10 protein-coding genes are annotated in these 13,877 nt (G+C 64.3%); 5 read left to right on the top strand and 5 right to left on the bottom strand.

The features are described from left to right. Window positions 1–162 precede the first annotated feature (162 nt). The 5 genes from AABB87_RS04110 to AABB87_RS04090 all read right to left on the bottom strand — a co-directional run bounded on the left by AABB87_RS04110 (window position 163) and on the right by AABB87_RS04090 (window position 7,137). Entirely contained in the window at window positions 163–3,327 is a 3,165-nt protein-coding gene (locus tag AABB87_RS04110) for an efflux RND transporter permease subunit (RefSeq protein WP_341969998.1), read from the bottom strand. A 48-nt stretch (window positions 3,328–3,375) separates the two neighbouring features. Next, window positions 3,376–3,717 (bottom strand): P-II family nitrogen regulator, encoded by a 342-nt coding sequence (locus AABB87_RS04105; protein ID WP_341969997.1) that lies wholly within the window; start codon window positions 3,715–3,717, stop codon window positions 3,376–3,378. A 10-nt stretch (window positions 3,718–3,727) separates the two neighbouring features. Then, entirely contained in the window at window positions 3,728–5,320 is a 1,593-nt protein-coding gene (locus AABB87_RS04100) for an efflux RND transporter periplasmic adaptor subunit (RefSeq protein ID WP_341969995.1), read from the bottom strand. A gap of 14 nt (window positions 5,321–5,334) precedes the next feature. Beyond that, window positions 5,335–6,642 (bottom strand): TolC family protein, encoded by a 1,308-nt coding sequence (locus AABB87_RS04095; protein WP_341969994.1) that lies wholly within the window; start codon window positions 6,640–6,642, stop codon window positions 5,335–5,337. Between the two features lie 111 nt (window positions 6,643–6,753). Continuing rightward, on the bottom strand, window positions 6,754–7,137 hold the full coding sequence (locus AABB87_RS04090) for a hypothetical protein (RefSeq protein ID WP_341969993.1): 384 nt from the start codon (window positions 7,135–7,137) through the stop codon (window positions 6,754–6,756). A 228-nt stretch (window positions 7,138–7,365) separates the two neighbouring features. Between AABB87_RS04090 and AABB87_RS04085 the strand changes: the two genes are divergently transcribed. The 5 genes from AABB87_RS04085 (at window position 7,366) to AABB87_RS04065 (ending at window position 13,855) form a co-directional block, all read left to right on the top strand. After that, a complete protein-coding gene (locus AABB87_RS04085) occupies window positions 7,366–7,746 on the top strand; it encodes a hypothetical protein (RefSeq protein ID WP_341969992.1) in 381 nt (126 codons plus the stop codon). Window positions 7,747–7,836: 90 nt separating this feature from the next. Then, window positions 7,837–9,132, top strand: a complete 1,296-nt coding sequence (locus tag AABB87_RS04080) for a TolC family protein (RefSeq protein ID WP_341969990.1) — start codon at window positions 7,837–7,839, stop codon at window positions 9,130–9,132. Beyond that, window positions 9,129–10,364 (top strand): efflux RND transporter periplasmic adaptor subunit, encoded by a 1,236-nt coding sequence (locus AABB87_RS04075; RefSeq protein WP_341969988.1) that lies wholly within the window; start codon window positions 9,129–9,131, stop codon window positions 10,362–10,364. Before AABB87_RS04080 ends, AABB87_RS04075 begins: the two co-directional genes overlap by 4 nt. Window positions 10,365–10,379: 15 nt before the next feature. After that, a complete protein-coding gene (locus tag AABB87_RS04070) occupies window positions 10,380–13,523 on the top strand; it encodes an efflux RND transporter permease subunit (RefSeq protein WP_341969987.1) in 3,144 nt (1,047 codons plus the stop codon). Then, window positions 13,520–13,855, top strand: a complete 336-nt coding sequence (locus AABB87_RS04065; RefSeq protein WP_341969986.1) for a P-II family nitrogen regulator — start codon at window positions 13,520–13,522, stop codon at window positions 13,853–13,855. The genes AABB87_RS04070 and AABB87_RS04065 overlap by 4 nt, the downstream gene beginning before the upstream one ends. Window positions 13,856–13,877: the final 22 nt, after the last annotated feature.

The following is a 13,877-nucleotide window of genomic DNA, read 5'->3' as shown; positions in this document are numbered from 1 at the left end:
CTTGAGGGTTGAGCCAGGAGCATGCGCATCGTCCTGCGCCGAGCGCGACAGGCGTTGGTCCGGCAGAACATTGCTCATCGTCTTCCCGTCGCTCCAAAGAAAAAGGCCGGTGACATCACAGGGAGTGATAACACCGGCCTTGAGGCTCTCCGTCAAATCCGATCAGTGCTCGGCCAACCCGAGTTCGGACGACCCTGTGGGTTTGCGCGTCCTCTCGCGCCGATGCGCCCATCGGTACAGCACCGGCAACACCAGCAACGTCAGCGCGGTCGATGACAAGATGCCGCCGATCACGACCGTCGCCAGCGGACGCTGCACTTCCGCGCCCGTGCCCGTGGCCAGCGCCATCGGCACGAAGCCCAGCGAGGCCACCAGCGCCGTCATCAGCACAGGTCGCAGGCGCGTCAACGCGCCTTCCCGAACCGCGCCTTCGAGCGGCATACCGTCCTCGCGCAGCGAACGGATGTACGCGATCATCACCAAGCCGTTCAGCACCGCTACGCCGGATAGCGCAATGAAGCCCACGCCAGCCGAGATCGACAAGGGAATGTCCCGCAGCCACAAGGCCACGATGCCACCGGTCAGCGCGAAGGGAACGCCCGTGAAGACCAGCAGGCCATCCTTGACATTGCCGAACATCGCGAACAACAGCATGAACACCAAGCCCAGCGCGACCGGCACCACAATCTGCAGGCGCTGGGTGGCGGATTGCAGTTGCTCAAAGGTGCCCCCCCAGGTGATCCAGTAGCCGGCCGGGATCTTCACCTTCTGCGCCAACTGGCCTTGCGCCTCCCGGACGAAGGAGCCGATGTCGCGACCACGCACATTGGCCGTGACCACGACGCGCCGCTTGCCGCTCTCGCGGCTGATCTGGTTCGGACCAGGCGCGATCTCGAAGCTCGCCACGTCTCCCAGGGTCAAGAACGATGCCACGCCGCCGCTCGTAGGCAGCTTGATCGGCAGGCGCTTGAGTGCCTCGATGTCGCTTCGCACCGAGTCTGGCATGCGAACCAGGATGTCGAAGCGCCGGTCCCCTTGGAACAGCGCCCCCGCCTCCTGGCCGCCAATGGCGGTGCCCGCCATCTCCTGGACGTCGGCCATGCTCAGGCCCAGGCGAGCGAGCTTGGCGCGGTCGATCTGCACGGTCAGCATAGGCAGGCCGGTCGTTTGCTCGACCTTCACGTCCGCAGCGCCCGGAATGGCCTCCAACACCCTTTGGATCTCGCCAGCGCTGCTCTCCATGACCGTCATGTCGTCGCCAAAGATCTTGACCGCCACATCGCTGCGCACACCCGAGATCAGTTCGTTGAAGCGCATCTGGATCGGCTGTGTGAACTCGTAGTTGTTGCCCGGCACCTTGCCCACGGCTTCCTGAACCGCCCCAACCAGCGATTCGATGCTCCGACTGGGATCCGGCCACTCAGACCTGGGCTTGAGCATCAGGAAGGTGTCGGCCACATTGGGGGGCATCGGGTCGGTTGCGACCTCCGCAGTGCCTAGCTTGGCGAACACTCGTTCCACCTCAGGAAACTGCTTGATCGACTTCTCCAGGGCGACCTGCATCTCGATGGCCTGGGTCAGGCTGGTGCCCGGGATTCGCATGGCGTGCAGCGCCACGTCGCCTTCGCTCAGGCTCGGGATGAACTCGCTGCCCATGCGGGTGACGAGCAGGCCGCTCAGAACGACCGATACGGCCGTGATGGCCAGCACCAGGGGCCTGTTCAGCAATGCCCAGTCCAGCATCGGCGCATAGCCGCGTTTCGCCCAACCCATCAGGCGGTTTTCCTTCTCGCCGACGTTCTTGCCGATCATCAGCGCGACCGCGGCCGGGATGAAGGTCATCGACAGGATCATGGCGCCTACGAGCGCCGCCACCACGGTGAAGGCCATGGGGTGGAACATCTTCCCTTCGACACCGGTCAGCGCAAAGATCGGCAGGTAGACCACCATGATGATCAGTTGCCCGAACAGCAGGGGCCGGCGTGATTCCCGCGCTGCGGCGAACACCTCATGGAAGCGTTCGTCGCGCGTCAGCGGCCGGCCCGCGGCAGCCTGCGCATGCGCCAGGCGCCGCACGCAGTTCTCCACGATGACCACCGCACCGTCGATGATGATGCCAAAGTCCAGGGCGCCCAGGCTCATCAAGTTGGCGCTGACTTTGTTGGTCACCATGCCGGTGAAGGTGAACAGCATGGCCAGCGGGATCACTGCTGCAGTGATCAGTGCAGCACGGATGTTGCCGAGGAACAGGAACAGGATCGCGATGACCAGCAGCGCCCCCTCCACCAGATTCTTCTTCACCGTGGCGATCGCCTTGTCGATGAGGATGGTGCGGTCGTAGACCGTCTGCGCAATCACGCCAGGCGGCAGGGTCTTGTTGATTTCCTGAAGGCGGACATCAACCGCCTGGGATACCGTGCGGCTGTTTTCGCCCAGCAGCATGAAGACGGTGCCGAGCACGGTCTCGCGGCCGTTCTCAGTCGCGGCGCCGGTGCGCAATTCCTTGCCCAGTCCCACGTCCGCCACGTCACGGATCCGCACCGGCACACCTTTCGCGGTCGCGACGACGATGTTGGCGATATCGTCCATGTTGGCCACCTGGCCCGGGGCGCGGATCAGATACTGTTCACCCCGCCGTTCGATATAGCCGGCGCCGACATTGCCGTTGTTGCGCTCCAGCGCCTCCACGATGTCCTTGAGGGTCAGACCATAGGCGACCAGCTTCTCGGGGAACGGTGCAACCTGGTACTCTTTGGCGTAGCCTCCGATCGTGTTGATTTCGGTAACACCGGGGACGTTGCGCAGCTGCGGCTTGATGATCCAGTCCTGGATCTCGCGTAGATCCATCGGTGTGTAGGGCGAGCCATCTGCCTTCAGCGCTCCGGGCTTGGCCTCCACCGTCCACATGTAGATCTCGCCCAGGCCTGTGGCGATCGGCCCCAGCGTCGGCGCCAGGCCCCCGGGCAACTTGCCCTTCGCTTCCTGGATCCGTTCATTGACCAGTTGGCGCGCGAAGTAGATGTCGGTGCCGTCCTTGAAGACGACGGTCACTTGTGACAGGCCATAGCGCGACAGCGACCGGGTCTGCTCCAGATTCGGCAGCCCGGCCATCGCCGTCTCGATCGGATAGGTGACGCGCTGCTCGGCCTCCAACGGCGAGTAGCCTTTGGCCTGGGTGTTGATCTGCACCTGGACGTTGGTGATGTCCGGCACGGCATCGATGGGCAGGCGTTGGTAGCTGAAGATGCCCAGGGCAGCCATGCCCAGGACACACAGCAGCACCAGCCATCGCTGCTCGATGGCAAAGCGGATGATTTTTTCAAACATGGGAGTTCCGTTTCATGCGGCTTGGGGCGGCATCAGCACGTGCGTGCATCAGACGGCGTCATTGCCGCGCTCGCCGCTGTGCAGGCGAACGATGTCGACGACCTCGGTGACGGCAACAATGCCGTCGCCGGACTGGCCCGTACGGGCGGCCTTCTCGATGGTCTGCATGAGTTCCGCGACATGTTCGTCCGAGCAGAACATCAGCAGCACCAGTCGGTCGTGATGGTCTGGATCCCACTCGTCGGCGACGTAGGCATGGCCGGCGGCGTGGCCGCGGGGATGCCCCTGGGCTTTGAACACCGTGAAACCGGGAAGATGCGGCAGCCGGTGCAGCGCCTCTTCGAGCTTTTCCAGCCGATGCGGCTGCAGGATGGCAGTGATCTGCTTCATGGCATGCTCCTTAGTGATCGTGGCTTGCGCCGGCTTTGCCCACTTCGGCCTTGACCAGGAAGCTGTTCTTGGCGGCGTAGCGTTCGCCGGCCTGCAGCCCCTTGACAACTTCGACAAAGCGACCGTCGCTGCGGCCCAGCGTCAGCGGTCGCGCCTCGAACTGCTTGCCGTAACGACCGAAGACCACGGTGGACTCACCGACCGACTGCACGGCGTCGGCCGCGACGGCGACGGGCACATCCACTTCGCCTGAGGTCAGGTCCACCGTCACCGGCAGGCCCGGTCGCCACATGCCCTTGGGATTGGCCAGCACCAGGCGGGCGGTTGCATTGCGGCTTTGCTCGCCCACCAGCGAGCCCACATAGGACAACTTGGCGGTGGACTGCGCCTCGAAGGCCGCCGCCTTGACACTGGCGGAGTCTCCCACCTTCAGGGCATTCACATCCTTGGCCGGTACCGTCAGCTCGACCCAGACGGTGCTGAGATCGGCCACCTGGAAGATAGGCGCGTCTTCCTTCAGCACTTCCCCGACGCTGATCTTCTTTTCGGTGACGACGCCGTCGATCGGCGAGCGAATTTCGTAGCGGGTCAGGCCCTGCGACGACTCGGTCGCGCCGGCACCCAGGCTGCTGAGCTTCTGGCGCGCGCTTTCGGCGGAAATCTCCGCCTCCTGGAAGGCGTGCTTGGCCGCGAGGTAGTCCTGCTCGGCCGAGATCTTTTCTTCCCACAGGCGCTTCTCGCGCTCGTAGGTGGTCTTGGCCAGGGCCATGCGCTTTTGCGTCGCAAGCAGCTCGCCTCGCTGGTCCGCCAGCGCCTGGCTGGAGATCACGGCAAGTACCTGCCCACGCTTGACCGCGTCACCCGCGCTTGCCCGCACGGACTCCACGATGCCTGCCAGGCGCGGTGTGACGAACACGGTGCGGTCCTGGTTGAGTTTCACCTCGCCCAGCAAGGCCAGGCTGCTGCGGATGCGCGCCGGACCGGCCGTGGCGATCTCGACGCCATTGCTCTTGAGTTGCTCGTCGCTGAGCTGAACACGGCCTTCGGTCTGCTCGAACTTGAATTCAAACTTCTGGCTGCCGACCTGAGCGTCTATGGTGCCTTCGAAGGAATGGGGTTCTTCGACGGTGGCAGACCCTTTCAGGTAGTCCTTCTCCGGGGTGAAGCTGTAGACCTCGGGCTTGCGACCCAGGCGATCCAGCGTGATGCCGACCTTGGCCTGGCTAGGTGCCACCGGCTTACCGTCGCGGTAGAGGAAGATTCGGAACTGAGGCTCTACGTTGCTCTCGAAGATGGTCAGCTCCAAGCCGAATCCGTCCTTGGTGAACAGCTTGCCGCCATGAGGACCCTTGGCGGGTTCCGCCGCTTCCTCGTGATGCTCCTTGTCGCCATGATCCTTGTCGTCGGCATGGCCGTCGGCCGCCTTCTTGCCATGGTGTTCGTCATCGGCGTGCGCTTTGGCTTCTTCATGACCATGGCCGTGCTCCTCGCCTGCGGGTGCCGACTTCTCGCTGCGCAGAATCGCAAAGCCCAATACCAGGCCGATCACGATCACCACGGCGATCGCCACGGCAGACTTCTTTTTCTTGGGTTCCATCAACATCTGTGACTCCTGAATCAGTTTGTGGAAGCGCCGGCCTGCGCTTCGTCGCGGCCCAGCAATCGATCAAGTTCAGCGGCGGCGCGGTAGGCATCTGCGGTGCTGCGCAGCACTTGCTGGCGCAACTGGAACAAGGTCCGTTGGGCATCCAGTACATCGATGAAGGCGAACTTGCCCAGCTCGTAGCCCTTGACGGCCGCGTCGTAGGTCGCCTGGGCGAGTGGCAAGACGTCCGAGCGCAGTAGTTGCACCTGCTCGCGCGTTAGGCGCAGGCGTTCGATGGCCTGGGACACTTCGGTCTGGACGCGCACCGATGTGGCATTGAGCACCTCGCGCGCCTGGTCTTCCCGGCGCAGCGCTTCCAGGAGATTGCCCTGGTTGGTGTTGAGCAGGGGCAGCGGCATCGAGAAGCCCACCACCGCCTGCGTGCGACCCAGTTCGGCGGCGCGCTTGGCGCCCAGGGTCACGGTCAGGTCGGGCACCCGTCGCGCCCGTTCGGTGTCGCTGAGCGCTTGACGCCGCGCGATGTCGAGCTGCGCGAGACGGATCGCCGGTGCATTCGCCATCAATTCGCCGACGCGCCGGTCGCTGAGCAGTTCGGGCAGGCTGGCATCGTGGCCATCTGCGCGCTCGAAGGCGATCGGCCCGGCGCCCCAGAAGGCGGCCAGGCGCTGGCGAGAGAGCAGCAGATCGCTCTGCGCCTGGGCCAGTTCGGCACGAACGCCTGCCTCGGCAACCTGGGCTCGGCTTTGCTCCAAGGGCGGCACCTTGCCAGCCTGTACGCGTTTGCCGGCAATGGTGGCTGCGTTGCGTGCCAGGTCCAGGGAAGCCTGGGTCAGTCGAACTTGCTCCTGGGCGCCGAGCACCTCGAAGAAGCCGCTGGTAACCGCGGCTCGCAGCTCTGCCTGCTTGGCCTGCAACGCAACGGCCGCCTGCTCGCGAGTCCGCGCTGCCGCAGCCAGTCGGGCGGAACGCTTGCCGCCGAGTTCGATCGCCTGGCTCCATTGCACGGTGGTCGTGCGAGTTGCGCTGCGCGTGTCTTCCACCAGCACACCGACTTCGGGGTTGGGCCGGGCACCCGCCTGGATCTCGGCGCCCTCCAAGGCCTGCAACTCCAGCCGCGCCGACGCCAGCTCAGGGTTTTGGGTCAAAGCCAGACGCACCGCCTGAGCCAGGTTCAGGGTCTGCGCCGATACAGCAGCGGGGGGGGATGTCGGCCTAGTGGTGGCATCTGCCGCCGGGGACTGTGCCTGGGCGAGCGCAAGAGGGGAACAAAGCACCGCTATGGTCAGCGGTACCAAATGAAAGGCGAAAGGGCTTCGCATCGAACTCTCCGGGGTTGTTTGGACAACGGGTGGACGGGTTCGGCGCGGCATCAACTCCGCAAGATCAACGCCGCAGTAGCGGGTGAGCGAGAAGCCGGACAGCGCGCCGATTCAGGCGCGGAGCCAGTCGGGGCGGTCCAGACTGTCAGGAATATGGGAACTGCGCAGCGGTTCGCCGCCGTGGTGGGCGCCCCGCTCGTTATTGATCTCGACGCGCAAGTCCGCGTCATGGCCGACCGCCACCTGCGCCAGATGGCAATGTCCATGGTCAAGGTCCGCAAGCCGTGTCTGATCTCCCGTTACCGACTTCTGGCCGGTCTGCACCTTCTCTGACTTGACCGATTTCGACGGCGTGTCCGCATGGGTGCCGGCGTGGTGACCGAAGTGGTTGGGCGCGGCGTCGCTGGCTTCATGGGCGCAATAGGCCGCCGCCGCCGCCCAGCCGAATTGGACTGAGAGAAGTACAGCGAGCAGGATGACGAACCAACGGCGCATAGCAGGTATGTGAGATGACGGTTATCTGCGCAGGTTTTGCACCGACTCCGTCACTGTAGAACGGCTCGCTTGACAGGATTCCGACTGAAAGATGACAAATTTGTAATCTTCGGAGCGACGAAAGTCTGTACGCCCAGTAAACCCGCCCGTCGCGGGCTATTCACTGTCATTTTCCGTGGTTCCGGCGCCCGTCGCGCCGGGTTACCCACTTCCCTTGGCCGGCCCCGCATGACTAAACTGATTAGCATGCGCCGCTACATCGTCCTTGTGCTGCTGATCGTGCTGCCGTTCCAGTTCTGCTGGGCGGCGGCGGCGACCTATTGCAGCCATGAGGGAACCGCAGCGGTCAGGCATTTTGGTCATCACAGTCATCAGCACCATGCAAGCGGTCAAGGTGAAGCCGGTACGGTCGTAAAGGCCAAGGTCGCACCGATGGTCTTGGACGACGACTGCAGTGTGTGCCACTCCTGCGCGGCGCCCAGCCTGCTCCCGAGCCTGTTGCTCCATGCTGAGCCCTTCGGCACAACGCTGGCGCCTGCCGCCGCGCTTCTGTTCGATTCCTACGTTCCCTCCGGCCTGGAACGACCTGATCGAAACATCGCTGCCTGACGCGGCGATGTCTTGAACCCCCCTGGCGCCCGCCGGGCGCCAAAGACTCGCCGAGTTCGTCCCCGTTGTTTTCACAGCCCGGAGAATTCGATGCGATTGAAGACGCTGCTATTGACAGCCGCCCTGGCGATGACGCCATGGTGCGCCACTGCCCAGCCTGTCCAGCCAGCGCACGCCGCGACCCCGCTGAGTCTGGAGGAAGCGCTGCGCCTGGCAGAACAGGCCAATCCCGCACTGCGCTCCCGCCAGGCACAACTTGCGGCTGCTCAGGGTGCGCGCACCGAGGCCAACGCACTGCTCTATAACAACCCCCAGCTCGCGCTGGAAGGGACGCGCCGCGAAGTGCCGCAAACCGCCTTGCCCGATGAACGCCGCAAGGAATGGAGCGCCGCCCTGTCGCAGACGCTGGAGATCGCCGGTCAGCCGGGCTACCGACGCAGCGCAACGGCTGCGTCGCTCAGTGCGCTGCAGGCCGAAATCGAAGCCATGCGCCGACAGGTGCGCGCCGAGGTTGCACAGCAGTTCTACCGAGTGCTTGCGCTGCAGCAGCGCCTCCAACTGGAAGCGCAGGCGGTGCAGCTCTTTGACAGCACGGCTGCCGCCGTGCAAAAGCGCCGTGCCGCCGGCGAGGACACCAAGCTCGATGCCAACGTGACGGCGGTCGAGGCCGAAAGAGCGCGGAACCAGCTGGCACAGGTCGACGAGCAGCTGATGGAAGCGCGCGGCGAGCTCGCCGAGAATATCCAGCTGCCGCCGGAGCGCGTTGCCGCTGTCGCCGGCGATCTCACGGCCATGGCGGACGCCTCGCCCTATGGTTTGGACATGCTGCTTGCGCGGGTGCTTGACCAGCCGCGTTTGATCGCCACTGCGGCCCGTGAAGACAGTGCCCGCGCACGGCTGAAGCTCGAACAATCCAGCCGCTACCCGGACGTCACGCTCGGCGTAAATGTCGGGCGCGAGGGTCCGTCGACAGGCCGCGAGCGCCTGACCACCGTGACCGTCTCGCTGCCGCTGCCCCTGTTCAAGCGCAATGCCGCCGCGATTGGGCAGGCGACGACGGAGCTGACCCAAGCCGAAGTCGAGCGCGCTGCAGCGATCCGCGACGTGCAAGCCCAGGTGCGCACCCTCTGGTCCAAGCTCGACAGCCTGAAGCGGCGGGTGGCACGCCTGCGCGATGTCGTGCTTCCGGCCTTGGCGGACAACCAGCAGCTCTCGCTCAAGTCCCAACGTGCCGGCGAAATTGGCCTGTTGGAACTGATCGTGTTCAACAGGCAGGCGCTGGACGCCCGTCGCGACCTCATCGAGGCGCTGACCGATCTCCAAACGACCCGCCTCGCGCTCGAAACGGCGGCCGGCTGGCAGTCCACGCAAGGAAACCAACCATGACAGCAATGCGCACACTGCCTCCTACTAAACGGCTTCTGCGTGCTTCCGCACTCGCTGTGCTGCTATGGACGCTCGCCGGCTGCAGCGGAGGCGAAAAGCCGGCCGCGCAAGCGCCGGCAGTTGCCAAGGCAGCCTCGGGCGCGGGAGGCCATGAGGAAGGCGGCGGGATCAAGTTGGCACCCGAGGAGGTTGCGAGGTCGGGCATCAAGCTGGAGCAGATCACGCCCCAGGCCATCGCCGACACCGTCACCGTGACAGCGACGATCCGGGCGAACCAGGACAGGATGGCGCGCATCGCCCCGCGCGTCGAGGGCCGCATCGCGACCTTGCATGCCAATCTGGGCGACAACGTCAAGGCCGGCCAGACCCTGGCGGTGTTGGACAGCTTGGCCGTGGGCGAGGCCTCCGCAACGCTCATCCAGGCGCAGTCCGCTGACCGTGTCGCCGAGGCCGACTTCAAGCGTGCGACGGCGCTCAATGCCGAGGAGATCATTCCGCAGAAGGAGTTCCTGCGTGCCAGGTCGGAGCACGAGAAGGCGCAAGCCTCGCTGCGGGCGGCCGAGGACCGCCTGCAACTGCTCGGCGTGTCGCCGAAGCAGGTGAACCAGCGCGTCGTCTCGACCTTTCCTATCGTCGCGCCATTTGCGGGAACGGTGATCGAGAAGAAGGTCACCGTGGGCAGTCTGGCCAGCCCCAGCGAGCCGATCCTGGTGGTGGCTGACCTCTCCAAGGTCTGGATCGAAGCCAATCTCGGCGAGACCATGCTGTCCAAGGTTCGCGTCGGCGCCAACGCCACCGTGACGCTGGATGCCTATCCCGGCGAAACCTTCGCCGGGCGCGTGACCTATGTGGCCAGCCTGCTGGACAAGGACTCGCGCACCGTCCAGGCACGCATCGAGGTCGAGAACAAGGATGGCCGGCTGAAGCCGGAAATGTTCGCCAGCGCCACGATCGCCAGTGCGCCGGGTGCGACAGGTAAGAGCGGGGCTGCAGGTCAGGCGCAGGAAGCGATGAGTGTGCCGGATGCGGCCATCGTCCTGCTGCAAGGCCAGCCAACGGTTTTTGTCTTTGAGCACGGCGGCTATGAGCCCCGCGCAATCTTGCCGGGCGACAAGCTTGCCGGCCGCACCATCGTGAAGTCCGGCCTGACAGCTGGCGAGCAAGTCGTGGCAGCGGGCAGCTATGCGCTCAAGGCCAGGATGCTGAAGTCGCAAATCGGCGACGAACATTGAGTCAAGGATCCCATCATGCTCAATGCCATCGTCGATGCGTCCTTACGCTACAAAGTTCTGGTGCTGGTCGCCTTCCTGGTCCTGATCGGTCTGGGTGTTCAGGCCTTCCGCCAGGTCCCCGTGGATGCCTTCCCGGATGTGACCCCAATCCAGGTCAACGTCTACACCGAATCGCCTGGCCTGGCCGCCGAGGACGTCGAGAAACTGTTGACCACGCCCATCGAGGGTGCGATGGCCGGGCTGCCCGGCGTGGAGGAAGTGCGCTCCGTCTCACTGTTTGGTCTGTCTTACGTCGGCATCTACTTCCGCGACGATGTCGACATCTACTTCGCACGTCGCCTCGTCGGCGAAAAGCTGCAGGAAGCCAAGGGCCGGCTGCCGCAGGGCTATGGCGACCCGGTGCTGGGGCCCAACAGCTCCGGCCTCGGTCAGGTGTTCTGGTACACGATCGAGTCGGCCGACCAGAAGCTCAACGCGATGGATCTGCGCACGCTGCATGACTGGACCGTGCGTCTGATTCTTCGTACCTCCGCCGGCGTGGACGACGTCATGTCTTGGGGTGGCGACGAGAAACAGTTCCAGGTGCAGATCGACCCGCGCAAGCTGATCAAGTACGGTCTGTCCTTCAAGACTGTGATGGACCGGCTGACGGCCAACAACAAGCAGGTGGGCGGCCAGTCGATCACCTTGGGTTCCGAGCAGTACCTGGTGCGCGGGCTCGGCTTGGTCAGCAACACTTCCGACATCGCCTCCATCGTCGTCGCCGAGCGCAACGGATCACCGATCTTCGTGCGGGACGTGGCCGAGGTGAAGGAAGCTGCAGCGCCCCGCTTCGGGGCGGTGACGCGCGATGGCAAGGAGGCCGTGCTCGGCATTGCGCTGTCCCGTGTGAACGAGAACGCCAAGAGCGTCGTCGATTCGGTCAAAGCCAAGATGGTCACGGCGCAGGCCGCCTTGCCCAAGGGCGTAACGCTCAACCCGATCTATGACCGCACCGAGCTGGTCGACAAGGCGCTCAAGACCGCAGAAAGCTCGCTGGTCGAAGGCGCAGTGCTGGTGGCCATCATCCTGTTCCTGTTTCTTGGCGAGTTCCGCTCCGCCATCGTCGTCATCGTCACGCTGCCGATGGCGATGCTGATCGCCTTCATCCTGATGCAGCAGTTCGGCGTCTCGGCCAATCTGATGTCGCTGGCAGGCCTGGCCATCGGCACGGGGATGATGGTGGACGGCGCGGTCGTGATGGTGGAGAACGCCTTTCGGCTTCTGGCGCATGCGCGCGAATCTGGCAAACCGATCCACAAGACGCACCTGATCCTTGAGGCCGCGCGCGAGGTGGTGAACCCGATCACCTTCGCGATCCTGATCATCATCGTGGTCTTCATGCCGCTGTTCTCGTTGACCGGCCTGGAGGGCAAGCTCTTCAAGCCGATGGCCTACACGATCACCTTCGCGATGATCGGCTCGCTGCTGCTGTCGATCACCTTGGTGCCGGTGCTCGCTGCCCTGATCCTGAAACCCAAGGAGGAGCGCGATACCTTCCTCGTGCGCTGGTGCAAGAAGGGCTATCTGCCCCTGCTGGACTGGGCGCTGGAGCGCAAGAAGCTGGTGATCAGTGCCGCGGTGCTGCTCCTGATCGGATCGCTCGCCCTGTTCCCCTTCCTCGGCAAGGAATTCATGCCCACCTTGCAGGAAGGCACGATCCAGTTCCGCGTCACCGGCATCCCTTCGACCTCGTTGGACGAATCGATTCGCGTCTCCAACGTGGTCAGCGACGAACTGCACAGGAAGTTTCCGCAGGTCCGTTCGGTGCTCGCGACCATCGGCCGCGCCGAAGGGGGTGAGACCACCGACGTGAACTACATGGAGATCAACCTCGACACCAAGCCGCAGTCGGAGTGGCCGGAAAAGATCAGCTACCCCAAGCTTGCCGCCGAGATGCAGGAAGCGATGGAGAAGGTCGTGCCTACCGCCGTCTTCGGTGCCACCCAGCCGATCCAGTCGCGAGTTGAGGAGCTGATTTCCGGCGTGCGCGCCACCCTGGCGCTCAAGCTCTACGGCGAGGACCTGGAGACACTGGATCGCCTGAGTTCACAAATCAAGGGTGTTCTGGACCAGGTCCCTGGCGCCGCCGACCTGTCTGCGGAGGCCAACAAGGGCAAGCCGCAATTGGTGATCAAGGTCAACCGCGAGGCTGCGTCCCGTTACGGCATCAACGCCGACGAGATCCTGGAGGTCGTGCAGGCCGGCATCGGCGGGCAGACGGTATCGACCTTGATCGACGGCACGCGGCGCTTCGACATTGCCGTGCGACTGGCCGATGGCTTCCGTGTTGATCCTGCGGCCATCGGCGCGATCCCGCTGCGCACAGGCGAAGGGGCTCTTGTGCCGTTTTCGCAGGTGGCTTCGATCTCGCTCGACGAGGGCTATTCCTTCGTGCGGCGCGAGGCGCTTCAGCGGTATTCGGTACTGCAACTGGATGTCAAGGGACGTGACGTCGACAGCTTCGTCAAGGAGGCCAACGACAAGATCCAGGCGCAGGTCAAGATACCGGCCGGCTATTGGATCGAGTGGGGCGGTGCGTTCGAGAACCAGCAGCGTGCCATGGCGCGTCTGGCGGTGATCGTGCCGCTGACCATCGGGCTGATCTTCATGCTGCTCTACACCGCGTTCAACTCGGTGCGGCATGCAGCACTGATCATCGCCAACGTCCCCTTCGCCATCATCGGCGGCATCATCGGCCTCTTCATCAGCGGGCAGTACCTCTCCGTGCCCTCCGCGATCGGCTTCATTGCCGTGTTCGGTGTGGCAATGCTCAACGGCATCGTGATGGTGAGCTTCCTGAACGATCTGCGTCGACGCGGCCTGGCTGTTCGAGACGCTGTGCGCCAGGGGGCCGCGCTGCGGCTGCGACCGGTGCTCATGACAGCGTCTGTTGCGATTCTGGGATTGATCCCAATGCTCTTGTCCACCGGTGTCGGCGCCGAGACCCAGCGCCCACTGGCGACAGTCGTGGTTGGCGGCCTGTTCACCTCCACCGCGCTGACGCTGCTGTTGCTGCCCCTGATTTACGAATGGTCGGAGCTGCGCGCCGAAAGAAAAGCGCGACTCGCTGTGCCAGAAGCGACCGTCACGCCCCCCACTGAAGGAGCCCCGTCATGAAGGAAATCAAGGCATACATACATCGCAACCGGATTTCCGACGTCATCAGCGCGCTCAAGAGCACGCAGGCATGGACCGGCGCCGACAGCGGCGATCACAACCTGACGGTCTACATGGTCAAGGGCTCCCTGGTGCCGCTGGATGACAACGAACGGCACTACTCGCTGGACCTCGGCGAGCCGGTTGTCAACGAATACAAACTGGAGCTGCACTGCCAGGACGAACAAGTCAATGACCTCGTCGACGCGATCCGCCGTGCCGGCCGTACAGGTCAGCCGAACTCAGGCTGGATCTACGTGGCGGACATCGCCAGCGCCGTCTCGATCCAGTGAGAGGCCTTCGATTCGCCCGGCA

It is taken from the genome of Roseateles sp. PN1 (genome assembly GCF_038419725.1).
Classification (GTDB): Bacteria; Pseudomonadota; Gammaproteobacteria; order Burkholderiales; family Burkholderiaceae_C; genus Paucibacter_A.
Note: the sequence above shows the minus strand (reverse complement) of the source record. Positions and strands in the feature narration are given on the sequence as shown.

Bases quoted from the DNA above. Each gene is read 5' to 3' on its own strand.
- AABB87_RS04105 (WP_341969997.1), bottom strand. From the start codon at position 3,717: ATGAAGCAGATCACTGCCATCCTGCAGCCGCATCGGCTGGAAAAGCTC.
- AABB87_RS04065 (WP_341969986.1), top strand. From the start codon at position 13,520: ATGAAGGAAATCAAGGCATACATACATCGCAACCGGATTTCCGACGTC.
- AABB87_RS04070 (WP_341969987.1), top strand. From the start codon at position 10,380: ATGCTCAATGCCATCGTCGATGCGTCCTTACGCTACAAAGTTCTGGTG.
- AABB87_RS04095 (WP_341969994.1), bottom strand. From the start codon at position 6,642: ATGCGAAGCCCTTTCGCCTTTCATTTGGTACCGCTGACCATAGCGGTG.
- AABB87_RS04110 (WP_341969998.1), bottom strand. From the start codon at position 3,327: ATGTTTGAAAAAATCATCCGCTTTGCCATCGAGCAGCGATGGCTGGTG.
- AABB87_RS04100 (WP_341969995.1), bottom strand. From the start codon at position 5,320: ATGTTGATGGAACCCAAGAAAAAGAAGTCTGCCGTGGCGATCGCCGTG.
- AABB87_RS04075 (WP_341969988.1), top strand. From the start codon at position 9,129: ATGACAGCAATGCGCACACTGCCTCCTACTAAACGGCTTCTGCGTGCT.
- AABB87_RS04085 (WP_341969992.1), top strand. From the start codon at position 7,366: ATGACTAAACTGATTAGCATGCGCCGCTACATCGTCCTTGTGCTGCTG.
- AABB87_RS04090 (WP_341969993.1), bottom strand. From the start codon at position 7,137: ATGCGCCGTTGGTTCGTCATCCTGCTCGCTGTACTTCTCTCAGTCCAA.
- AABB87_RS04080 (WP_341969990.1), top strand. From the start codon at position 7,837: ATGCGATTGAAGACGCTGCTATTGACAGCCGCCCTGGCGATGACGCCA.